16 protein-coding genes are annotated in these 23,738 nt (G+C 41.1%); 12 read left to right on the top strand and 4 right to left on the bottom strand.

Annotated features, from left to right (window positions below):
* Positions 1-223: 223 nt before the first annotated feature.
* From RIC88_RS14955 to RIC88_RS14930, 6 genes are all read left to right on the top strand, one after another.
* Positions 224-1,255, top strand: coding sequence for an IS110 family RNA-guided transposase (locus RIC88_RS14955; RefSeq protein WP_350218365.1), 1,032 nt, complete (start codon positions 224-226; stop codon positions 1,253-1,255).
* 334 nt (positions 1,256-1,589) lie between these two features.
* Positions 1,590-5,714 carry an ATP-binding protein gene (locus RIC88_RS14950; protein ID WP_350218364.1) on the top strand — a complete coding sequence of 1,375 codons (4,125 nt, stop codon included), beginning with the start codon at positions 1,590-1,592 and terminating at the stop codon, positions 5,712-5,714.
* Positions 5,711-7,885 carry a sensor histidine kinase gene (locus RIC88_RS14945; protein WP_350218363.1) on the top strand — a complete coding sequence of 725 codons (2,175 nt, stop codon included), beginning with the start codon at positions 5,711-5,713 and terminating at the stop codon, positions 7,883-7,885. Before RIC88_RS14950 ends, RIC88_RS14945 begins: the two co-directional genes overlap by 4 nt.
* Positions 7,882-9,831, top strand: coding sequence for an ATP-binding protein (locus RIC88_RS14940; protein ID WP_350218362.1), 1,950 nt, complete (start codon positions 7,882-7,884; stop codon positions 9,829-9,831). The genes RIC88_RS14945 and RIC88_RS14940 overlap by 4 nt, the downstream gene beginning before the upstream one ends.
* Before the next feature lie 5 nt (positions 9,832-9,836).
* On the top strand, positions 9,837-10,214 hold the full coding sequence (locus RIC88_RS14935) for a response regulator (RefSeq protein ID WP_350218361.1): 378 nt from the start codon (positions 9,837-9,839) through the stop codon (positions 10,212-10,214).
* Positions 10,211-11,350, top strand: coding sequence for a hybrid sensor histidine kinase/response regulator (locus RIC88_RS14930; protein ID WP_350218360.1), 1,140 nt, complete (start codon positions 10,211-10,213; stop codon positions 11,348-11,350). Before RIC88_RS14935 ends, RIC88_RS14930 begins: the two co-directional genes overlap by 4 nt.
* On the opposite strand, the gene RIC88_RS14925 is transcribed toward RIC88_RS14930, so the two are convergent.
* Entirely contained in the window at positions 11,342-11,719 is a 378-nt protein-coding gene (locus tag RIC88_RS14925) for a LytR/AlgR family response regulator transcription factor (protein ID WP_350218359.1), read from the bottom strand. The two genes, RIC88_RS14930 and RIC88_RS14925, sit on opposite strands and share 9 nt — an antisense overlap.
* Positions 11,720-11,859: 140 nt before the next feature.
* Here RIC88_RS14925 and RIC88_RS14920 point away from each other — a divergent pair, with 140 nt between their 5' ends.
* The 5 genes from RIC88_RS14920 (at position 11,860) to RIC88_RS14900 (ending at position 18,479) form a co-directional block, all read left to right on the top strand.
* Entirely contained in the window at positions 11,860-12,567 is a 708-nt protein-coding gene (locus tag RIC88_RS14920; RefSeq protein ID WP_350218358.1) for a cytidylate kinase-like family protein, read from the top strand.
* A gap of 132 nt (positions 12,568-12,699) precedes the next feature.
* On the top strand, positions 12,700-15,246 hold the full coding sequence (locus tag RIC88_RS14915) for a zinc-dependent metalloprotease (protein WP_350218357.1): 2,547 nt from the start codon (positions 12,700-12,702) through the stop codon (positions 15,244-15,246).
* 128 nt (positions 15,247-15,374) lie between these two features.
* Entirely contained in the window at positions 15,375-16,319 is a 945-nt protein-coding gene (locus tag RIC88_RS14910) for a hypothetical protein (RefSeq protein WP_350218356.1), read from the top strand.
* A 147-nt stretch (positions 16,320-16,466) separates the two neighbouring features.
* Positions 16,467-17,963 carry a tetratricopeptide repeat protein gene (locus tag RIC88_RS14905; RefSeq protein WP_350218355.1) on the top strand — a complete coding sequence of 499 codons (1,497 nt, stop codon included), beginning with the start codon at positions 16,467-16,469 and terminating at the stop codon, positions 17,961-17,963.
* 48 nt (positions 17,964-18,011) lie between these two features.
* Positions 18,012-18,479, top strand: coding sequence for a DUF4199 domain-containing protein (locus tag RIC88_RS14900; RefSeq protein WP_350218354.1), 468 nt, complete (start codon positions 18,012-18,014; stop codon positions 18,477-18,479).
* 103 nt (positions 18,480-18,582) lie between these two features.
* Here RIC88_RS14900 and RIC88_RS14895 read toward each other — a convergent pair whose 3' ends face one another.
* Entirely contained in the window at positions 18,583-19,953 is a 1,371-nt protein-coding gene (locus tag RIC88_RS14895; protein WP_350218353.1) for a hypothetical protein, read from the bottom strand.
* A 53-nt stretch (positions 19,954-20,006) separates the two neighbouring features.
* Between RIC88_RS14895 and RIC88_RS14890 the strand changes: the two genes are divergently transcribed.
* Positions 20,007-20,774 (top strand): sulfite exporter TauE/SafE family protein, encoded by a 768-nt coding sequence (locus RIC88_RS14890; protein WP_350218352.1) that lies wholly within the window; start codon positions 20,007-20,009, stop codon positions 20,772-20,774.
* A gap of 24 nt (positions 20,775-20,798) precedes the next feature.
* Here RIC88_RS14890 and RIC88_RS14885 read toward each other — a convergent pair whose 3' ends face one another.
* Together RIC88_RS14885 and RIC88_RS14880 are read right to left on the bottom strand one after the other, a co-directional pair.
* A complete protein-coding gene (locus RIC88_RS14885) occupies positions 20,799-23,393 on the bottom strand; it encodes an ABC transporter permease (protein ID WP_350218351.1) in 2,595 nt (864 codons plus the stop codon).
* Positions 23,390-23,725 (bottom strand): PadR family transcriptional regulator, encoded by a 336-nt coding sequence (locus RIC88_RS14880; protein ID WP_089355690.1) that lies wholly within the window; start codon positions 23,723-23,725, stop codon positions 23,390-23,392. Before RIC88_RS14880 ends, RIC88_RS14885 begins: the two co-directional genes overlap by 4 nt.
* Between the last annotated feature and the right edge of the window lie 13 nt (positions 23,726-23,738).

Here is a 23,738-nt window from a genome sequence, read left to right as displayed (position 1 = left end):
AACCAAAAATGAAGGGCCACCACGGCCTTTAGTTTAGTCTTCTATAATTATTTCAAGAGATGTATTTTAAAGAAAGGAATGGGGTGAACTTACCCCGCGGCTAGGAATGACCTATCTCAAGTATTAGTCCCCATTCCAATTTGTTGCTAAGAACCATTTAGAATTTTAGACTCCCAGGTCTTATTAAAGGTCTTAGTTTTTGCAACTATTAAAATTACCTAGAATGAAGAAGATTATGAACACAGTTGGGGTGGATGTCTCAAAAGATTCCCTCGACGCTTACAATTATCATCTCAAAGAACACAAGCAGTTTCACAATGGAATACCGGGTATCAAGAAGCTCATCAAATGGGTTAGGAACTCTGGGGAGCTTAACAATGTCCTGTTCTGTTTTGAGCATACCGGGTTGTATTCAATTCCATTGGCTGAGTATTTAAATGCTCAAGGACTTCTCTTTGCAATGGTTCCAGGGCTGGAGATCAAGAGATCCTTAGGGATGGTAAGAGGGAAGAACGATAAGATTGATTCTATTCAGATTGCAAAGTATGCCTACCTAAGAAAAGAGGAGATGGAACCAACCGTGTTACCTTCTGGATCCATCACTAAAATCAAGCGATTACTGTCATTCAGGGATAGGTTAGTGCGTCAGAGAGCTCAATATAAGGGCACAATTAAGGAATTTAAAGCATTCCTGAAGGCAGGTGAGAATGAAGTTTTGTTCAAGACCCACAATGACATGATCAAGGCTTTTGACAAACAGATAAACAAGATTGAGTCTGAGCTGATGGATCAGATGAAGTGCGACCCCAAAATAAGTGAAACATACAAACTCGTGACTTCAGTAAAGGGTGTAGGATTTGTTCTCGGACTTCACTTCATAGCCTACACCAAATGCTTTACTTGCTTCGACAATTGGAGGAAGTTTGCATGTTATTCAGGAATTGCTCCGTTTGATCACCAATCTGGAAAGAGCACCAGTCCTAAAAAAATCAATCCAATGGCTAACAAGAGGCTCAAAGGCCTTTTGTCAAATGCAGCTACAACATCAGTACGATTTAATCCAGAGATGAAGGCTTACAACGAACGAAGATTGAAGATGGGGAAAAACAAACTGTCAACGCAAAACATCATAAGAAATAAGATCGTGTCAAGAGTATTTGCTGTCGTCAAGCGAGGTACACCATATGTAGATACTATGCAGTATGCTAAGCAGAAATATTACTATTCCAATAATTTAAATTTGGAATTGTCTTAGAATACCTGAGTGGTAAAATGCATTTGCGCATTATATCAATCGCACTTAATAAAGGGGTTAGTAGTTGTTTAGTGTACTTACATCCCCCTCCCAACACATACCCTCGAATGCCGGATCCTGAAATAAATTCAGGATGACATCCGCTACCTAAAATATCTTAGGTTATTAGATACAGTTATACGCTCATCCCCAACGACGGAAGAAGACCGGATCAGGAAGAAAATTCCCCTCCCTGGAGGGTAAGGGGTTGGTTATTCTTTAGATAATGCAGATTATGCACTTGCGTGATTCCTTAAACTCGGGTAACTTATGTCCTTTAACACCACATATTACCTTGCCTACTTCAACAAAATCACTTAAAAAAATTCCAAAAGACATCTTTGACGTTTATGAACGCTTTTTAGCAGTAGCTTTTCATGGTGCACCAACTAAGAACTTAAAGGAAATTTGTACAAAAGATGTTTTAGTCATCGGAACCGGTGAAAATGAAGTGTTTCGAGGAATAAAAGAGCTTAGTCATTTTTTTAAAAATCAGAGCAATGAACTAGCTCACATCAAGCCTGAATTGAAGCGGTCGATACTTTCAAGCTTTTATTTTGGTAATAATACCTATTGTATTGTTGAGGCATTCGAGTTTACAACTAATGGTAATTCTCTCTTTAATACGAGGGTCACTAGCATATTGCAACAAATAGATGAAGCCTGGAAGTATTCACACGCTCACGCTTCTACACCAGACCCCAATGTGTTAGAAGATCAAATCATGCCGGTAAATGAGTGGGATCGGTTAAAGGTTGAACTAGAAGAAAAAGTTGCAGAAAGAACCCGTGAACTTGTAATTGAAGCAGCATTGGAACGTGTTCGTGCCAAAACGATGGCCATGCAACACAGTGATGAGCTGTCGGAGACCTCTTTTCTGCTGGATCAGGAGGTTAGAAATCTGGGCATTAAAACATGGGGATGCGCTTTCAACATATACCGAGAAAAGGATTCCATCGAATGGTTTGGAAATGAAAAAGGTATCCTGCCAACCTACACGATCCCGAGGAAAGGTATTTTTAAGAAATATTATGACCTGGGACAAAAAGGAAACTCCATTCATGTGCAGGAATTTAAAGGTCAAAAGTGCATCGAACATTATGAATACATGAGCACACTTCCGGTAATAGGCGATGTGCTTAAAAAACTAAAAGAAACCAACGGCTCTTTTCCGGAATATCAGATCGACCATGTGGTCTACTTTAAATACGGCTACCTTCTCTTTATCACCATCGAGCCTGTACCTGAGTCACATGATGTTTTCAAACGGTTTGCAAAGGTTTTTGAACAGACTTATACCCGTTTTCTCGATCTGCAACGAGCTGAAAAGCAGACGAAGGAAGCGCAGATAGAGACGGCATTAGAACGGGTGCGGGCACGATCCATGGCCATGCACCAAAGTGAAGAAATTGGAGATGTCGCATTTGTTCTCTTTCAACAACTTAAGAGTTTAGGTGGTGAGCTTTGGGGAACAGGCTTTGGATTCTGTGAAAATAATTCGGATGTGGATGAGTTTTGGTTTGCCAATGAAAATGGAATTATGCCTCACCTCAAAATTCCCAATAACATTGATCCAGCGCACAAACAAATGTACAGGGGCTGGAAAAAGCAGCTAAAATCATTTTCAATCGAAAAAGGTGGTCAGGAACTCAGGGATCATTACAAATACATGCTCTCCGTACCTGATGTTAATCCAATCTTTCAGGGGATGCTTGATAATGGAATCCAATTTCCAACCTGGCAAAAGTGGCATGCGGCCTACTTTAAGTATGGGTACTTGCTGGTCATCACCACAGAACCCTATGAGAGCGAAGAAGTGTTTGAAAGGTTTGCCAAAGTTTTTGAGCAGGCCTACACCCGTTTCCTGGACCTGCAGAAAGCGGAAGCTCAAGCCAGAGAAGCCCAAATAGAACTGGCATTAGAACGAATTAGAGCCCAGGCCACTGCAATGAAGGAATCAAGAGACCTTCAGGATATTGTGGTCACCATGCGTAAGGAATTTGTGAGTCTGGGCCATGAGGCCCATTACTTCTGGCACATGCGTTGGCTTCAGGATCGATACGATAAGGCCATGACTGCCGGTGATGGTACACGGATTGGCATGGTGATGAAACTGCCGCGGCATATCCATGGTGACATTCCGCTAGTTGACAAGTGGGAAAAAGGTAAGGAACCTACGTTGGTTTTTCCCATGGATACAGAGACAGCTGTGACGTATGTCGATAAGATGATTTCTCTTGGCGATTTCGAGCAGCTGGATCCGAATGCCCCCAGTCTGGAAGACGTACGAAATCTTGGTGGACTGACCTTCATCATGGCCCGAACTACCCACGGAGAAATTGGCTATAGTTTGCCGGGAAACATCCCTGATCCTCCAAAAGAAGGGGTTGAAACACTTCGGCGGTTTGCCGTAGCATTTGATTTGGCATACAGAAGGTTCGAAGACCTGAAGCAGGCAGAACATCAAGCGCGAGAAGCCCAAATTGAAGCGGCAGTTGAGCGGGTTAGATCTGAAGCGATGGCCATGCACAAACCAAGTGATCTGGTCAAAGTAACACAGACGCTCATTAAAGAAATCACAATGCTCGGCATTGAAGGCATCACGGGTGCGGCATTCATTCTGATTGATGAAAATGACATAGTGACCATGTGGGATATCTCGGATCCCGGCAACATGGGCTATACCCGTGATCATAAGTCTACCTATGATCCAAAGGAGTTTAACATGCTGGGTGAATTCTGGCGCAAATGGAAAAAAGGCGAAGAGTATTTTGTGATAGAGTACGACCTGGAGAAAAACAAAAAAGAGCTGGAAGAATGGAAGCTGGTGGACGAAGAGAACTACCAAAGCCTGAAAAGAGCGATTGAAAACAATAAGCTCAAAACGCAATGGAATCCGTTTGGCAGCTTCTCCAGTGGATTGTTGACACTTGACATGATGACTAAGCCTGACAAGGACACGGAGAAGATTGTCATCAAGATGGCTCGTACGTTCGATTTAGCCTATCAGCGTTTTGATGATTTACAAAAAGCCGCACAGCAAGCAGAGCAGGCTAAGAAGCAGGCATCCTTAGATAGAATCCGAGCTGAGATTGCCTCTATGAGAAGTCAGAATGACCTGGAAAAACTCACACCGTTTATCTGGATGGAGCTTAGTACGCTTGGAATTTCCTTTTTTAGATGTGGAATTTTTATCATGGATGAACACGCCAGAAAAATACACATGTACTTATCCACTCCAATGGGAAAATCCATCGCCTCTATGACGTTGGATTTTGACAACAGTGAAATCACAAAGACGGCAAGTGAACACTGGAAGAATCAGAAAATATTTAGTGAAAAATGGAGTAAAGAAGAGTTCGTTCAGTGGTCTGAGGGTCTGGCAGATCAGGGATTAGTGGACAGTCCATACACCTATCAACATTCACCTCTCCCTCCTGACCAACTTTGCCTCCAATTCGTTCCTTTCAAACAAGGCATGCTCTACATCGGAACCGAAGAGTTTCTGGCCGATGACGACCTGAACTTAATCCACGATGTAGGAAACGCCTTCTCCATTGCGTATACGAGGTATGAGGATTTCATCAAACTAGAGAAAGCCAAGCAACTGTCTGAAGATGCCCTCGGTGAACTTCGATCTACTCAAAGCCAGCTGATTCATTCCGAAAAGATGGCTTCTCTTGGTGAACTCACCGCCGGTATTGCGCACGAGATTCAAAACCCGCTCAACTTCGTGAATAACTTCTCTGACCTGAATGCAGAGCTCATCGATGAGCTGAGTGCAGCATTAGATGCAGGTGATATGGAAGAGGTGAAGGAAATTCTAAAGGATTTAAGGGTGAATGAGCAAAAAATTATTCATCACGGGAAAAGAGCGGAAGACATTGTTAAGGGCATGCTTCAGCATTCCAGGGGCGGTGAAGGAAAGAAAGAACTGACCGACATTAATTTACTTGCAGATGAATTTCTGCGTCTATCCTATCATGGTTTACGCGCCAAAGACAAGACCTTTAACGCCGACTTTATTTGCACATTGGCTGAGGATCTTCCAAAAGTCAAGGTGGTTTCTCAAGATATTGGAAGGGTATTCCTCAACCTGATCAACAACGCATTCCATGCCACTGCTGAGCGACTTAAAAACAATGGAGCCTCCAGGTACAAGCCAAAAGTAGAGGTGATCACAGAAAGTGATGAGAAGAATCTCATCATCCATGTGAAAGACAATGGAGCCGGTATCCCAAAAAAGGTCAAAGAGAAAATTTTTCAACCATTTTTCACCACAAAAGCTACCGGATCCGGTACCGGTCTGGGTCTCTCAATTAGTCACGACATTGTGACCAAAGGCCATGGAGGTAAAATTGAACTGGAAAGTACAGAAGGGAAGGGAACAACTTTTACGGTTAAAATTCCCATCGGATGAAAAGAGGTCATCACTTTGCTTTTATCATGGTTGGTTTGTTGCTCTGTCAAATAAGCTGGAGCCAGGAAAAGGTAATAACACTAAGTACCAATCAATTCAAGTCACATGAGCGATTGTATCTCGCACCCTTGGACGGATGGATTTTTAAGCAGGGGAATGATCCCTCCTGGTCGGAAGTGCAATTAAGCACCGATGACTGGCAATCATTTAAACCAATTGAACTCACTGCAGAGATGGAAGATGCTTCCGGTCGACTGGAAGGTTGGTTCAGGGTGAAAATCAAGCTGGATAAATCATTTGAAGGAAAGTTATTGGCGATCAGCCGAGATCTCTGGGCAGCTACTGACATCTACATCGATGGTGAGTTGCTTCACTCCTTCGGTGATACAGGCAATCCATACCGAGCGTTTAATCCTGTATTAAAAGAGCCAGTTCCAATCAACCTGGAGGTTGGAAAGACATACCTTCTCGCGATTCACTTTGTGGATTATGAGAGCTTCTTTACTCAGCGAGAGCTCAGGTTAAAGCCCGATAATCTCAAGAATCTCCTTGCAATTACAGGACCGGAATATCTTAACTATTTAGAGCGTTCTGTCAAAACCACCTACATTTTTGGTACACTGAGTATCGGCTTAAGTGTATTGTTATTCGTGTTGTTTTGGTTCCTGTTTTTTCTTAACCCGACGCAAAAGATATTTAAGCTGATTGCCTGGCTGGTCACCATTGTAATGCTCACCTCGGTTGCCATCTACTTCCATTCGTTTTTTGAGATTAGTTACTTCGTGGAGAAAATACGATTCCTATCATTGATCAACTTACAAGCCATTGCTACCATTTTCGGATTGGTTATTCTGGAATGGATGTTAATCAAACGAATCTCACGTTGGTCTATCGTTATTCTTACGGTAATGTTATTAACGAATTCACCGGCTCATCTTTTCTCCGTCTCATTACCTTTTGGAATAGCGTTTTCAATCATGATGGCATATTATGGTAACCTACTGCACAAAAACTGGAAGTCCATTAAAGGCGCCCAATGGGCAGTGGTGATTGGTGTTATTTCGGCCACACTTGCCACTCTTTTCTATATCAGCATTCATAAATACCTGCTCGATTTTTACAATGAATATGACAAACCGATTATTTCGTTAGCAAATCTTATTCTGCCACTGTTTCTACTAGCTTATGTGTCTGCACGCTTGAATGAAACGCTGAAAGAGGTCTATGAAGAAAGCCGAAAGGTGCTAAAAGTCAACGAGGAAAAAAGGGAACTACTGGCCAATCAAAATGTACTACTTGAACAGCAGGTAAACGAACGAACGGCAGCCCTTAATCAATCTCTTGAGGACTTAAAGTCAACCCAAACACAACTCATCCACGCTGAAAAAATGGCCTCTCTCGGTGAACTCACCGCCGGGATCGCTCATGAGATTCAAAACCCACTCAACTTCGTCAACAACTTCTCTGACCTGAACAAAGAGTTGATTGAGGAATTGAAGGATACTGTAGCAAAGAATGATCAAAAGGAAGTTCAGAATATTCTGAATGATTTGCTTGAGAACGAGAATAAAATAGCTCATCATGGCAAGCGAGCAGAAGAAATTGTGAAGAGTATGCTTCAACACTCACACACTGGAAGTGGTGAAAAAGAACTGACTGACATCAATGTGTTGGCTGATGAGTATTTGAGACTAGCCTACCATGGATTGCGTGCCAAGGACAAATCTTTCAATGCAGATTTTAAAACTGAGCTAGATCCTTCTCTACCTAAGATCAAGGTGGTACCACAAGATATTGGGCGTGTACTGCTCAACCTCATTAACAACGCTTTTCAGGCGGTTTCAGCGAGGAGTCGTGAACTCACCCCCCAACCCCCTCAAGGGGGAGATAAATACCAACCTCAAGTTACCGTAAAGACCATGTTGAGCGACACCCCTTCAGGGGCCGGGGGTATCCAAATAACCGTATCCGACAATGGGCCCGGAATCCCGGATCAAATACGGGACAAAATCTTCCAGCCATTTTTCACAACTAAGGCGACCGGCCAGGGTACAGGTCTTGGGCTATCCATGAGTCATGAAATTATCACAAAAGGACATGGCGGAACGATTGAGGTGGAAAGCGAAGCAAACAAAGGCTCTTTTTTCATCATTACACTACCTGCAAAATGAGGAAGCTGATTATCATATCGACCTTAGTGATTTTACAGCAATCAGGATTCACACAAAATAACCACAATAATAAAAGTTATCGTGACAGTTTAAAATCCCGGCTATTTGTTGCTGATAACGACAGTACGCTAGTACAAACCCTAAATTCACTGGCAGAATCTTATTGGATGTCGGAATACGATTCGAGTATTTTCTATGCAAGAAATGGCCTCCTTATAGCCAGAAAAAGCAACTATCAAACAGGAGAAGTAAATGCATTACTCACGCTATCACTGGTTAGCTCAGTCATTGGAGATGTGGTAAAGGGATATGAATACTCATCCATGGCTATCAAACTATCTGAGCAATTGAAAAACGAACGTTTGCTAAGCAAGTCTTATTCGGTTTACGGTGAGGCACTATCATCCGCTGGAAAATACAGAGAAAGCATTGCTGCTATAAAACAAGCATTAGACTTCAAAAGCAAGGATCAATTTCAATTGATGACCAATTACGCTCAATTAGCAGATTGTTATACCAAACTGAACCTGACAGACTCAGCAAACATTTTTGCCGATATCACTGATAAAGCAATGAAACCTTCCGGCTACAACCCTCCCTACCCTTTGCGGATGGTTGCCAACATGCATCGCAGATTAGGGAACAAAGCTGAGGCCATTTCCTACTATAGAAAGTCAAAGAGCGCTTCCATCTACTACGATGATGACGTCAGTCTGAGCCATACTTATATGGATATGTCTCGTTTTTATTCAGAAATTAATCAACGAGACTCAACATTCCATTATGCAGAACTGGCTATTAAAAGTGCGAAGAAGTCCCGAAGCATTGTTTTGGTTATTAAAAGCAGTGAGTACTTATCCAACCTGTATGCCCCAATCAATAAGCAGATAGCTTTAAATTATGTCGTTGAAAGTAATGCTGCCAGAGATAGCCTTAAATACATTTTACAAGATCAATCTATCAATAGTTTCAATGATTTTGACCAGAAACTGAGAGAGCTGGAAATTCAGCAAACCGAAAATGAATTACGTTCTAAAATCCGACAAAACACTTTTTTGGGCAGCACCTTCACCCTACTTGTAATTGCATTTGCACTCTGGCGAAACAACCGCATTAAGCAAAAAGGAAAAAAACGAGTGGAAAAGGCATACGACAAACTCAAAACCGCTCAACAAAAACTAATTCATGCAGAAAAAATGGCCTCTTTGGGTGAAATCACAGCTGGAATCGCTCATGAAATTCAAAACCCACTGAACTTCGTAAATAACTTTTCTGATCTGAATGATGAACTGCTGAATGAATTAAAAGAGACACTCAGGCAAGGAGATCATAAAGAGGCTGAGCAGCTGATTAATGATTTGATCAAAAATGAAAAGAAGATCATTCATCATGGAAGACGAGCAGAAGAAATAGTTAAAAGTATGCTTCTTCACTCCCGCACAGGCGCCTCAGAGAAAGAAGAAACCGATATTAATGCGCTTGCTGATGAATGTTTAAGCCTTTCATATCACGGCATTCGCGCTAAAACCAAGCAATTCAGAGCCGATTTTGAATTGGTCTCAGACCCACGACTACCTAAAATTCGAGCCGTCAGGCAAGATATTGGTAGGGTGCTTCTAAACCTCATCAACAATGCATTTTATGCGGTGACTGAAAAAACAAAAACAGCAGGTGATGAATTCGTACCAAGTGTCAAAGTGATTACGCAATCCAGACAAGGTGAGATTGTCATCATTGTTAAAGACAATGGCACAGGAATCCCTCAGGATATTAGAGATAAAATCTTTCAACCTTTCTTCACGACGAAAGCTTCCGGAGAAGGCACAGGGCTAGGCTTATCCATGAGTCATGAAATTATTACGCAAGGTCATGGAGGTACGCTTGAAGTAGAAAGTGAAGAAGGGAAAGGAACTTCATTTATATTTAAATTACCAATCACAAACTAACCGCCATGAAAATATTAGTAGTCGATGATGAGCAAGACGTTCAGCCTCTCTTTGAGCAGCGATTCAGACGAGAAATCAAATCACAGGAATTTGAATTGAAGTTCGTTCTATCCGGCGAAGAGGCGATGGAGTATCTTCAAAACAGTGGTTTTCATGATAAGCTCATCTTATCTGACATAAACATGCCCGGCATGAGTGGACTGGAACTTCTCGATAAAATTCAGAAGTCTTCTTCCCCACCCCCACCTGTCGTGATGATGATATCTGCTTACGGCGATGAAGACAACATCAACACAGCCAAAAAGCTTGGTGCGAATGATTTTTTAACCAAGCCACTGGATTTCAATATGCTACGAGAAAAGATTAAATCACTAAGCGCATGACGAAAATTCTGGTAGTTGATGATGAGCCGGATTTAGAGACTTTGGTAAAGCAAAAGTTCCGTAAGAACATCCGTAACAAAGAATACGAATTTTACTTTGCAGAAAACGGACGGCATGCCCTCGATGTACTTGACGATATTGAAGTTGACCTGGTCCTCACCGATATCAATATGCCGGAGATGGATGGTCTTACCCTGTTATCCAAACTAAATGAACGCAACTACTTCCTGAAAACCGTCATTGTTTCGGCCTATGGTGATATGGAAAACATACGTACTGCCATGAACCTGGGTGCATTTGATTTCATCACTAAACCCATCGACTTTAAAGACCTGGAAATCACGATGGTAAAGACCATCAAACACATCCTGCAGTTGAGGGAGAATGCAGAGACGCTAAGGGAAAATGATACGCTTAAAATCTATCTGCGAGAAATCAAGGCACAGAAAAGATTGAAAGATCGATTCTTCGCCATCATCTCTCATGATTTGCGAGGACCGGTGAGTTCTTTTCAGGGCATCACTCAAATCATCTCACTTTACCTACAGCAAGCCAAGTATGAAGAGCTCGAAAAAATGATGAAGGAAGTGGATCAGGCCACCGATCAACTTTCCAAACTTCTAGACAACCTGCTAAACTGGGCATCTTCCGAACTTAGTCAAATACCTTATAAACCAGAGGTCGTAGCTATAGACACCATGATCAATGATTTGTTCGGCATCTTCGAACCCATTGCTAAAAGCAAAGACATTAAACTGAAAACCAGTATAGCCTCAAAGTCAAGTGCTTATGTCGATTTTAACAGCACGGTGACCATCTTTCGTAACCTGATCCATAACGCCCTAAAATTCACTCCCGAAGGTGGCACCATCGATATTACTGCCAAACCGAATGGACAGCAGGTAGCTGTAAGTGTACATGACTCGGGTGTAGGGATGAATCAGGAACAAATCGATAACCTGTTCATACTCACAGAGAAATCAAGTACTTATGGTACCAAAGGTGAAAAAGGAATTGGATTAGGATTGCAGCTGGTACAAGAATTTACGAAACTGAACAAAGGTCAGGTAGAAGTGACCAGTACAAAAGGTAAAGGCACCACCTTCACGATAAACCTACCGATAAAATCAACCTAAAATTGACTTGAGGCTAGCCTCAAGTGTTTCCGGATCAGTAACAGTAGATTTATTAATAAAGCCCGCGGTATTGGCAAGGAGTTCCTCCGGTGGCTCAGTTACGGAAGATATCACAATAATTCTTGGTTGCTTCTCCATCGATTCCAGTCGTGGCTTGATCCAATCAACCAGATACTCCCCATCAATGTAAGGCATCTCAATATCCAGAAAAACAACATCCGGATTGGTGTTTACAACGGCAGTTGCTCCTTGTATCGGATTATCGTATGAATCGACAATCGAAATCCAATCCATTGATTCAGTAAAGGCTTCAAGCTTGCGGGTAAACAGCGGATTATCATCAATGGAAATACATGTCAGCGGCTTCATGCATTGAAGATAAGCAAGTTGACTGAACCGAATGAATCCGATCATTAAATTATTTATGAAAATGGCACTAATAAATTGTCATATCCTCTTCCTTTTAAGTTCAAATATTAGTAACTTTTATAGGCTAGAATGATGAAGTCATGGCCAAGATCGATCTCAAAGAATATCTGGATGAACGAGATAAAATTCGTGAAAGTGAGCAGGTGCCTGGTCCGGTAATCACCATTTCCAGGGAGCACGGTTGCGACGCAAACAATATCACCCGCTTACTCATTAAAAAACTAGCTGGACCGATCTACAAAGATTCCAAAACCTGGAAAGCGATCAACAAAGAAATACTGGAAGATGCCGCACATGATTTGAAATTATCCGAGCGAAAAATTCGTGGTTTTATGGATAAGAGCGCTGAAAGTGCTGCTGAAGATCTATTTGCCTCTTTTAGTCAGCATTACGGCACAAACAGTAAAAAAATCTTAGAAACCCTCAGGGATGTCATCTGGTCTTATGCTGTAGAGGGGCATGTCATCATTGTTGGACGGGGGGGCGCTCACATCGCCAAACATATCGATAAGTCTTTACACGTCAAACTTCAGGCTCCTCGCAAATGGCGTGTTTCTCAAGTTCAAAAGAAGTGGTCATTAAGCCCTCAGGAAGCAGAATTGCAATGCAGAGTAATAGATGAAAAACGCACCACCTGGATCAATCAGCTTAGTCGTGATCTTGTTGGTGATGCTGTATACGATCTTGTCCTTAATACCCAAACGCTACAGCCTCATCAAATCATAGAAGTTATCCTTATGGCAATGGAATCCAAGGGTATTATCCATTCGGAAAAACAATTAGTCTGATTTTTCGACTACTTTTTGTATGGTTATTACTTCATAAAACCACCAATAACTTAAATCCAACCCTTTATCAAGAATATTTTCCTTGATAGTACTCACCGAAGTATCTTGGATAAAATTTTAACTCAAAAACTCATGAAAATCATTCGAAACAGCAGCATGCTCATGATAAGCATGTTTTTGATCTTTGCTGTCCCTGTGGAAGCACAGAAAAAGAAAAAAAAGAAGGACGACACGGAGGCTGCAGAGCCTAAAAATGAAGACAAGAAAAAAACGATTGCGGAAGAGACCAAGAAGCATTCTCAAATGGATGGTCTTTTCACGATCTATCAGGACAGTACAACCGGAAAGGTGAAGATGGCTATTCGTGAAGATCAAATCGGCAAAGAATTCATCTACTTCGGACAAGTGAAAGATGGTGTGTTGGAGGCTGGTGCTTTCAGAGGCGCCTACGATGGCGAGTTCATTTTCAAGATCAACAAATATTTCAATAGACTGGAGTTTGAAAAAGTAAACACCAGCTTCTATTTCGATGAAGAAAGTGCGCTTAAAAGAGCAGCTGATGCCAATATAAGTCGTGCAATCATGGCCAGTGAAGAAATTATCACAGATGAGAATGGCGTATATCTAATCGATGCTAACAACCTTTTTGTGCAGGAAACACTGACCCAGGTGAAAGGATCAGGTTCTAGCAATCCAAATGCTTTTTCACTTGGAAGTGCAAGCAAGGATAAAACACAAATCTTATCAATCAAAAACTATCCTGAAAACCTAAATGTGGCTGTTCGTTATGCTTATGATAATAGCTCACCGAAAAACTATGGTGGTAGTGCTGTTACGGACGCGCGCTATGTGAGTGTCGAGGTGTTTTACACCTTGCTCGAAGTACCGGAAAATGATTACGAGCCTCGTTTCGATGATCCTAGAGTTGGATACTTTTTGAATCAGGTAACTGATCAGACTTCTCCATCTGCTACGCCTTATCGGGATTTGATCAACAGATGGCATTTGAAGAAAAAAGATCCTAATGCGGCTGTTTCAGAACCAGTGGAGCCTATTACCTGGTGGATTGAAAACACTACACCTGTTGAGTGGAGAGAGACTATTAAAGAAGGTGTTTTGGCCTGGAATCCGGCATTCGAAAAGGCTGGATTCAAAAATGCGATGGTTGTAAAAGTACAGCCGGATGATGCTGACTGGGATGCAGGTGACATCCGATACAATGTATTGAGATGGACCAGCTCCCCTAACCCGCCATTTGGTGGCTATGGTCCTAGCTTTACCAACCCTAGAACCGGTCAGATATTAGGTGCAGACATCATGTTGGAATTTGTACATTTCGCTAACCGTGTAAAATATGATAAGATCTACAACCTGGCAGCAAATGAGGAAGAAACGTTTACCCCTCAGTTTGGAAAAGGAAATAATAAATTCTGCAATTATGGTGATTTCATGCAACAGAATATGCTGTTCGGTCAGATTGCAGCCGGAATAAACGCTGGTGACGATATGGCAATGGAAGGCATCAAGAAAGAAGCTATGATTGAACTCATCCTACATGAGGTTGGTCATACCATAGGATTGAATCACAACATGAAGGCTTCACAGATGTTATCTCCTGCTCAGTTGGTTGATAATACAAGCGGAGTGCTTACTGGTTCTGTGATGGATTATGTTGTAGTAAACGTAACTAAAGACCGTACAAAACAAGGAAATTATTATTCTACGGCTGTTGGCCCTTACGATATATGGGCAGTACAATACGGATACCAACCATTTGCTAATGATAGTGAAATGAATGAGCTATTAGCACAATCCACTAAGCCTGAGTTGATCTTTGGTAACGATGCAGATGATATGCGCTCTCCGGGCAAAGCAATTGACCCAAGGGTGAATACAGGAGACCTATCCAGTGATGCAATTCAGTATAGCATCGATCGGTTTGAAACAGTGAGATCACTGATGGCTGACCTTAAAGAAAACACCATTGAAGATGGTGATACTTACCAGGAACTGAGACAGAATTTCTACATCCTTAGCGGTCAGTATGCCGGAGCTTCCAAGGTTGTTTCCAGATACATTGGTGGAGTCTACGTTGATCGAGCTGTTGCAGGTCAGGAAGGTGGTACACAGCCATTCACACCAGTGTCTTATGCAGATCAAAAGCGAGCAATGGATGCGTTAAGTAAATATGTATTTGCACCAAATGCATGGAAAACTTCAGATGCACTTTACAACTACCTGGCTATGCAGCGAAGAGGTTATAACTTCTTCTCGAGCCCGGAAGATCCGAAAATTCATAGCCTGGTTCTGAACATACAAAATCAGGCCCTTGATCATTTATTGCACTACAATACATTGCAACGACTGGTTGATTCCGAATTGTATGGAAATTCGTATGATTTAGGTGAAATGATGAGTGCATTGAATAATGCCATTATGCAGGCTGACATCAGTGGTAGTGTGAACACTTTCCGTCAGAATCTACAGATCGAGTATGCAAATAAGCTGGCTTCCATCGTAAAGGATGACAAAAACTATGGTCACACTTCGCGTTCAATGGCGCTGTACAATCTGCAACAGATTAAACGCATGGCAAATAACAATGGAGGTAATACACTTTCAAAAGCACATAAAGCACATCTGAAATTAATTGCTGATTCTGCAATGGATCAGGATTAATTTTATCTTTAAAAATCTAAATGAGGGTAGCCGGATGGCTGCCCTTTTTTATGCTTCCTTTTATCTGATGCGATTTGAAAAAAAGTTTCATTAAAAAATTAGCTTTGCAGTGCCTAATGACTTGATCAATGCGACTAGGACAATTTGCCAGAAAATATGACATCCGCGTACAAGACCTCATCTCCTATTTGGAGAATGATGCTAAAGAAGAAATTCACTCCAACACCAAACTAAGTGATAAAGTAGAATCCGACATTTTGGACTTTTTCGGTATCGATGTTGAGGTTCAAAAGGAACTTCCTATCATAGAGGATGAGCCGGAAATTGCGTCGGAATCTAAAAAGAAAGAATCGCAAGAGTCAGTAGTAATGTCTGAACCTGTAACGGAAAAAGAGCCCGAATGGGATGCCGAAGACTCTGAGTATGGTGTAAGGACAGATAAAGCACCGGCCTATCCTGAAACACCACTGGATGATATTGCCTCGGTTGAAGGTGAAATTGCAGAATCGACAGAACAAACGCTGAAGGAAGAGTTAGAGCCCAATGATGATAAACCGAAAGAAAAAGAAGCGATCAAGGAGGATGAGGTGATCCAAACAGATCAACTTTTGGAAATGCTGGAGTCTGAAGAAAGTCCTATGGGCCTGGACAAAATCAAACTGATCAAAGCACCTAAGAAGGAACTAGCCGGGTTAAAAGTTTTAGGGAAAGTTAATTTACCAGAACCAAAGAAGAAGACTGAAGCTAAAAACGAGGAGACAGAAAACTCAAATCAGCGAAGAAGCAGACCGCAAATCAGTGATGAGGAAAAAGAGAAACGCAGACTAAAGGCAAAACAAAAGCAGGAAGCTTATGAAGCGCGTCAGGAAAAGAGACGCAAAGAACAAGAAGCCAGAAAGCTAAAAGAACTGAAAGCCTCTCATTACCAACAAAAACTTCAAAAACCTGAAGTAAAAAAACAGAAACAAACCGTCAAACGAACTTCAGAGCCTTTTGAGCATAAAGCAGAACCTTCAAAGAGGCAGGAACCAAAAACTTGGTTGGGTAGGTGGTGGCGTTGGATGAATACATAATTTTACTTCCACTTTCGCAATTCTATTTGTCCATGAAAAAGACATTTAAATCTAAAATGTTTTAAAAATTTGCCGTAGCATTTTGCATACCATTGTAGCAACACGCTTTTTTCATTATCTTAAATACTTTCGCCGGCTTATACTTTATTGAGACTTAAAATATTAACCATATCAATTCTAAGCGCACTTGTATCGTCTCTTTTTGCACAAGGGGAACTGGATAGTCTCCTGGAGTATGCCCAACATTCCCCTGACACAATTCTTAGGGTAGATGCATTAAATGGAGCTTCATACTCAATCAGAAATATCAATCCCGATAGTGCGCTGTTGCTAGCGACCCAGAGCGAACAATTGGCGAGGATGGCCAATTATCCCCTCGGTGTAGCTGACGCAAAAATGCGACAGGCAATAGCCATTACCTCACAAGGCCATTATTATCAAGCGCTGCGATTATTCCTTGAAGCTAAGTCCACCTTTGAAACTTTAGGAGTGCAGGCCAGGATAGCTTCGGTCATTAACAATATTGGGAGAATTTACAACTTCATTGAAGACTATGACCTGGCACTGGAACATTACCAACAAGCGGCTACATTATTTGCGGAATTGAAAAATGATTCCCGAGAAGGAAGCATGTTGAACAATATCGGGCACATTCATAAACTACAGGGTGACTATAATGAAGCTTTGAAGTTTTTAAATGCTTCTTCTAGAAAGCACACCGGTAGACCTGAGAATTTGGTCTTCCCTATTTACAATAAAGGAAGTGTATTCATGAAATTGAACCTCATAGACTCAGCTAAGAAATATTTGGATTGGTCACTAAGTTTATCAGAAGAGCTTCGTAATCATTACATCCAAAGTCTTACGCTCATAGATATGGGTGAACTTCATATGAAACAGAACCAGTTGAAGGAAGCAGAACGTAGTTTTCTTGAAGCATACGATGTGGCTTCTGCGGCAGGAATGCGGGGAGAAAGACGTGATGCCGCACAACACCTTTCAACCATATATGAAACTCAAAACCAATATGATAAGGCTTTGATGTATCATAAGATTTTCAAATCAACCAATGACTCATTGTTCAATAGAGATTTGGCTCGAAGGATGGCTTTTCAGGAAGCTGAATATGAGTTTAATCAGAAGCAAATCAAAGATGAAGTAGAACGAAAAAAACTTGAATTGGAGCAAGCCAAAGTGTTGAACAACGCGATATGGGTTAGAAACACATTAATAGCAGGACTCATCTTAATGATATGCATTTGCTACTTGATTTATAAAAACTTTACCCGGAAACGAAAGGCAAATGAAGCATTAAGAAAACTCAATGAGCAAATAGAATCGCAAGCTGAAGAGTTGAGACGGGCAAACCTCGAGATTACAGTGATGAACAACAACCTGGAAACCATTGTCAATCGTCGGACTCAGGAACTCAAGTTGAGAAACAAGCAATTAAAGGAATATCTATCTTCAAATTCACACATAGTCAGGGCGCCTTTGGCACGTATACTCGGTTTGGTTGATCTTTATGAACCGGGCGACAATTCTAACCTGGATTTTATCAATCAAAGCCTTCACATATCGGCACGAGAGTTGGATGACGCTCTTCGGGATATCAATAAGAAGCTCAGTGACGAAAATGCATGATCTTCAGGTTCATGAAACAATCACAGTCTAATTCCTGTTGATTGTATTATGAAAAGCTTAGAAAAACACATCGTACTGTACGGGGTAAAGACAAGCTTAGGCCTCATTGCATTCTTTTTTGTTATGAAACTTTTAGGACTCATCCACATAACAGAACTCCGGGCACTCAATGCATTCATTATGTTCACTGGTGCCTTTTTAGCGATAAAGCGTTTTAGAGACGGAGACTTTCAGTATAAGTTCAATTATCTCGCCGGTATAGGAACCGGGATGGCTGTAGGAATGATCACGGCAATACTATTTTCATTTTTCGTTGTTGTCTATTTATTCCTCGACCCTGTGTTTACGACGAACATCCTTGCTGATTTCCCTGATAACACTTTCATGAATCAGCTTACCCTGGCTATGGTGATTTTTATTGAGGCCATGGGATCAAGCTTTATATTTTCCTTTGTTTCGATGCAATGGTTAAAAGACGATAAGTCAGTGACTATATCTAAACCTTCGCATTCATAGTTAAAGTGAAAAAAGACAATTTCAAGTAGCTGTCTTAAAAGTGCTTTCAGTCATCCTGAACCTGTTTAAGGATTTCTAAAAATCCACTTTTTGGACAGCTTTTTTAATCTCTAATCCCAAAAGGCTTTGGTTGAAAATCAGCGTCATTCTTTTCATTATCGTCTTTTCCCGAAATGTCTACAGATTTAAATGTAAAATCTCTGTAAAATGGAATTTCAGCATAGACAGTTGCATTTTTACCCTGCCTTCCAAGTGTAAGCCAATGCATGCCTTCCGGTAATTGACTAATATCAATGTAGGCCAGATAACCGCGCTGTTTAGTATTAAACTTATAATGCATAAGCCAGGAGCTCACGTCAACAGAATCTCCATCTATTTGTACCTTATAAAAAGATTTAGTGGCCATCAATTTTAAAGCGGTCAAATTCGTATCCGGATACGCCTCTCTTAGCGAATCTAAGGGCATGTGCTCCATGTAAAGATCCTCCGTAGTAATATTGGCCACAACGAATAACCTTAAAACATTACCCGTAATAACATCAGAAGGAATTGACGCTCTGGTCGATGGTAACTCATTGTTTTGGTCGTCATAATATCCTGAAAAGGCCATGTATCCTCTCGAATTGCCCCAGAACTCAAGCCGGCTATATGCATCGCCTGGATAAGTAGTATCAGTGATTGATCCTGCTCCAAAGATGCTCACGAAGGTAAAAACGAGTAAAAAAACAAAGAACACCCACTTTTTGAAGTTAGTCACCACCCCGTAATAAATGGGACGGTAAAAACGAGAGAGTGTAAGTACACTTATCAATTTATGGAGCGGCCAGTAAATCCTTGCAAACCACTTAAACCTTCTAAAATATCCTAAGCTTATGAAATCGAGTAATCCAATAAATGCGACAACTACAATGACCATTACATAATACTGAAATACTTCAAATGCTGCCCCTTCAAAACCAAGATCCAAATAGACGTATGCAACTGTGAAGGGTATGACCACTAAAACCAGAAAAAACAGATACCCTCCTATCAAACTCATAAAGAGCATGAAGGAAATACTGAACAACGAGCTACAGACTTTCTCCAGCCGTATTACAATGAGCTCATATGAAGGCGTTTGATTCACCTTGACCCTGAACTTCTCCTTATAGTTTAGCCGATCCTGTCGGATGCCATTCGGAAATGTATAACTCAACCCTACCATGCCAATCCAAATTCCCCGACAAATCAAATGCAAAATAAGCCCGGAAATTAACCAATAGATACCCATTTTAAAAAGGGCTACCAGGTTGTCAATGTCATTAGAGTTACCAAAAATATTGAGTTTGAAGAAGCTCAGGAATTGATCCAAAAGGCCTGGCACTTTGAACATTCCATAAAGCACAATACCCGATAAAAGGATTTCAGGCTCCCAGCTTTTTTGTTGCAATTCCGAAAGCCATTTGGGAGTGATTGGTTGGTTGGTGTCGCTCATGGTGGATAAAACTAATGAGAAATAGTAAATTATAGGTTCATAAATTTAGACACATGGGTGCACTGCTGGAATGGCTTACTGAGATTGATTTCATTCTTCTGATAGTTATTTTTTTCTCCGGGGTTTTAGCCTTTATCCTATCGACTATTTCCGGCGGTGGAGGAGCACTTGTTCTTGTACCCGTGCTCAATTGGCTCATTGGTGTTACACATACTGCTCCAGTATTAAATCTGGGTATCTTTCTGGGGAGACCCGCCCGGCTGATTATTTTTTGGCGAAATATTAAATGGAGACTGTGCGTCTATTACGCACCGGCTGCTATTGTCGGTGCATGGATTGGAGCGTTATTATTTAAAAGAGCCGACCTCTCCTTCCTTCAAATATTAGTAGGCCTATTTTTGATCAGTACTGTATTTCAGTTTCGGTTTGGAAAAACCAGAAAGTCATTTGAGTTCAAGGAATGGTATTTTATTCCGCTCGGATTGATAGTTTCTGTTTTAGGTACCATGATCGGGGCATTAGGTCCTGTGCTCAACCCCTTCTACCTCAATGCCGGATTAGATAAGGAAGCGCTCATCGCGACTAAAACGGCGAATTCATTTTTTACTGGTCTAGCTCAGATCAGTAGCTATACGTTTTTCGGATTGCTAACTACCGAAAATTGGGTGTTTGGAATAACCCTTGGATTTGGTGCTACATTGGGAAGCATTATTGGAAAAGGTTATCTCAAGAAAATAAAGAGCGAACAATTCAGAATTCTTGTGATTGCAATGATGGTGATCAGTGGAGTGATAATGATTGTGAGGAGGATCTGGTTTTAGAATCTCCTCACAAATCATGTAGCCCTATTCGGTTCTCAGCAAATCCGCTGGGTTGACGTTTATGGCCTTCTTGATCTGATCAGCAACTGTGATGATCAATGTTAGCAGAATGATTGATACCGCCACAATAAAAGGAAGTGCTGTTACCGGTTTTGTATCCGGAAATACGGTTACCACCAGATTGAGCATACCAATGGTCCCTAAAGGCGCTCCAATCAAAAACGAAATAAATAACACCCAGAAATATTGCTTGCTTATTATTTTAATAAGTGTTTTTGGTTCTGCACCGAGCACTTTTCTAACACTAAATTCTTTTAGTTTACCCTGGACATTAAACGACAACAACCCATACAATCCCAGACACGCAAGCACAATAGCTATACCTGTGATCAGTAGCAAAATATTTATGTTACTCTCATTCTCCTGATAAAAACCATCAAATACATCCTCCTGAAATACACGATCAAAAGGATCATTTGGGGCAATAGCCAACCAGGCTTCCCGCGTATGTTGTTCTAGTTGCGGTAATTTTTCGGGATCCGCCTGAACAGTCAGGTATCTTACTTTTTCTTTATCCAACCCATGAATCATTACAGGGTCAATTGGTGAGAAGAAATCATAATAATGAAAGTTTTCAACGATACCTACCACCTTATATAGTGTGCTATCGAGCGTAAACGTTTTCTCCAAGGCACTCTCCCAACCCATAGACTCAACAAACTTTTCATTGACCACTACATTTCCTTTTTTGTCTTCTGCCCTATCGGTCAAAGGTCTACCCTCTTTCATCCTCAATCGGAACGTATCGAAATATCCCTCTGATGCTGCTATCCGCCTCACACCAATTTGCTTGTCTCCCATTTCGAATGAGACCTTAGTTATACCTCGTCCAATGAGTAAATCAGAAGAAGTATGGTTGATGACTGCCGGATGATTGATCACTTCATTCTTTAATAGATCATATTGCTCCTGCCCATTTACATAGACAGACATGGTACCCTCAGGATCATAGCCCCAATCTTTTTCTCCGAGGTAAATGCTTTGTTCAGTCATAATAAAGCACCCCACAATGGTCATGACCGCCAGAAAGAACTGAACCCCAAGCATGATCTTCGAAAACAAATTCTTAGAACCAAATTTCTCATTGCCTTTAAAGATGGTGATGGTGTCAAATTTGGAGATATAGAATGCCGGATATGCACCGGATATGATTCCAACACCAATCAATAAACCAAGCAATAGGTAGATAAGAGTGAATGGATCATTCGTCCGAAACTGGATATCCATTTCAGGAATCATTCTATCAAACCATGGAATGAGTAGAAAATAGGACAATGCTGCTCCTACCAACAACGCAAAAAAACATGTGAGTAAATTTTCAACCATAAACTGATAGATGATCTCCCTTCTTACGCTACCCATTACTTTCCGCAAGGCTATTTCCTTCAATCGTTTTGAAGCGCTTACCACCGAGATATTCATAAAATTGAAACAAGCCATTCCTAACAAAAAGGCCGCAATGACAATCAATGCAACTCTTCCGGCAGGGTGTCCACCGCCAGAAACAGATCCTTCAATCATATATGATGTGGTGGAAAGATCCGTTAAAACAAGCGGTTCGAACGACCTAACCTTCCATTCCGGGTTACTTCCATGTTGCAATTCTTTGTATTTGTCAAATGAATCATAAATAGAGCTGATTGACTCTCCTTCCTTCAATAGAATGAAATTCGCATCAGTCATGAACGCCCAATCATTAGCATTTTCAAACTCCAGATCATAGAAGTTTTCCATTGGCAAATAGAAATCGAATCCAATGCTGGTATTGTAAGGGTACTTTTCTAAAACAGCTCCTACTACGAGGCGCTTAACTTTTCCATTCATAAACTTGAAGGAAAGCTCCTTGCCGATCGGATCTTCATCATTAAAGTACTTAATGGCCATTTCTTTGCTAATAACCACATTGCTTTTATTGTAAAGCACATCACGATCTCCGGCTATCATTTCATAATCAAACATCCTGAAAAAGGAAGGATCAGTAAAAACCGCCAGCTCATCAAAAACTTCTGATTTGTATTTTGCCACAGTACTTCTAAACTCAAACCTTGCAAATTCTTCCACTGAAGGGTGGTCCGCCTTAAGAGCCGGGCCCAGCATCATGGGTGAGTCGCTCCATAAGTTATCATTCCCTTCCTGTTCCACATAATTTGTAATCTGATAGATACGATCAGCATTGGAATGGAAATTATCCATACTTAGCTGAGCGTCTGTGAAAATGAAAATGGATATGGCGAAGCAAATTGCGATCGCCATTCCAAAAATGTTAATGGAAGAAGAAACCAGGTTTTTACGAATATTTCGCATACCAAGCTTCAGGTAATTCCTAAGTAGCATAAAGTGGTTCATATTAGTATATTTTGAGTTTGTCCTGTTAATATTTGACCATCTGAAAAATCGAAAAACATCCCAGATAAATTTGAGTTTTGCCACATTTGGATTTTGCTGCTCAACACGACGATCAAAGAGTTCATAGATGTCCCCTTCTATTTCCTCAAGGAATCGTGGATTGCAATACCACCTTAGAAACCGATCGGCCCATTTGGGTGGCTCATAATTCATATTGAAAAACTATAAGTGATATTAGGTATACGCTCGTATAGTGATTGGCGTAAGGAGATACTTTGATCCAAGGCCAGCTTACCCGCCTTTGTAAGTGTAAACAGTCTTTTTCTACGACCACCTCTTTCATTGGTAGATCCTCCCATATGGGACTTTAATAATCCTTTTTCTTCTAGTCGCCGAAGCACTGCATGAATTGCGCTAATGTTCATGTCTCGTCCGGCATTCTCCCGTATTTCATCCATTACAGCTACTCCGTAGGCTTCATTGTAGAGTGACCCAACTGTTAGCAAAACAAGCTCTTCAAGCTCCCCAAGATGATTCCCTTTCATAAAAATCTAATTT

This window comes from Ekhidna sp., assembly GCF_040220215.1.
In the GTDB taxonomy this organism is placed as follows: Bacteria; Bacteroidota; Bacteroidia; order Cytophagales; family Cyclobacteriaceae; genus Ekhidna.
Note: the sequence above shows the minus strand (reverse complement) of the source record. Positions and strands in the feature narration are given on the sequence as shown.

Excerpts from the sequence above, each read along its gene's own strand:
- RIC88_RS14945 (WP_350218363.1), top strand. The coding sequence starts at position 5,711 with ATGAAAAGAGGTCATCACTTTGCTTTTATCATGGTTGGTTTGTTGCTC.
- RIC88_RS14930 (WP_350218360.1), top strand. The coding sequence starts at position 10,211 with ATGACGAAAATTCTGGTAGTTGATGATGAGCCGGATTTAGAGACTTTG.
- RIC88_RS14915 (WP_350218357.1), top strand. The coding sequence starts at position 12,700 with ATGAAAATCATTCGAAACAGCAGCATGCTCATGATAAGCATGTTTTTG.
- RIC88_RS14880 (WP_089355690.1), bottom strand. The coding sequence starts at position 23,725 with ATGAAAGGGAATCATCTTGGGGAGCTTGAAGAGCTTGTTTTGCTAACA.
- RIC88_RS14925 (WP_350218359.1), bottom strand. The coding sequence starts at position 11,719 with ATGAAGCCGCTGACATGTATTTCCATTGATGATAATCCGCTGTTTACC.
- RIC88_RS14920 (WP_350218358.1), top strand. The coding sequence starts at position 11,860 with ATGGCCAAGATCGATCTCAAAGAATATCTGGATGAACGAGATAAAATT.
- RIC88_RS14940 (WP_350218362.1), top strand. The coding sequence starts at position 7,882 with ATGAGGAAGCTGATTATCATATCGACCTTAGTGATTTTACAGCAATCA.
- RIC88_RS14910 (WP_350218356.1), top strand. The coding sequence starts at position 15,375 with ATGCGACTAGGACAATTTGCCAGAAAATATGACATCCGCGTACAAGAC.
- RIC88_RS14955 (WP_350218365.1), top strand. The coding sequence starts at position 224 with ATGAAGAAGATTATGAACACAGTTGGGGTGGATGTCTCAAAAGATTCC.
- RIC88_RS14895 (WP_350218353.1), bottom strand. The coding sequence starts at position 19,953 with ATGAGCGACACCAACCAACCAATCACTCCCAAATGGCTTTCGGAATTG.
- RIC88_RS14935 (WP_350218361.1), top strand. The coding sequence starts at position 9,837 with ATGAAAATATTAGTAGTCGATGATGAGCAAGACGTTCAGCCTCTCTTT.
- RIC88_RS14900 (WP_350218354.1), top strand. The coding sequence starts at position 18,012 with ATGAAAAGCTTAGAAAAACACATCGTACTGTACGGGGTAAAGACAAGC.
- RIC88_RS14885 (WP_350218351.1), bottom strand. The coding sequence starts at position 23,393 with ATGAATTATGAGCCACCCAAATGGGCCGATCGGTTTCTAAGGTGGTAT.
- RIC88_RS14890 (WP_350218352.1), top strand. The coding sequence starts at position 20,007 with ATGGGTGCACTGCTGGAATGGCTTACTGAGATTGATTTCATTCTTCTG.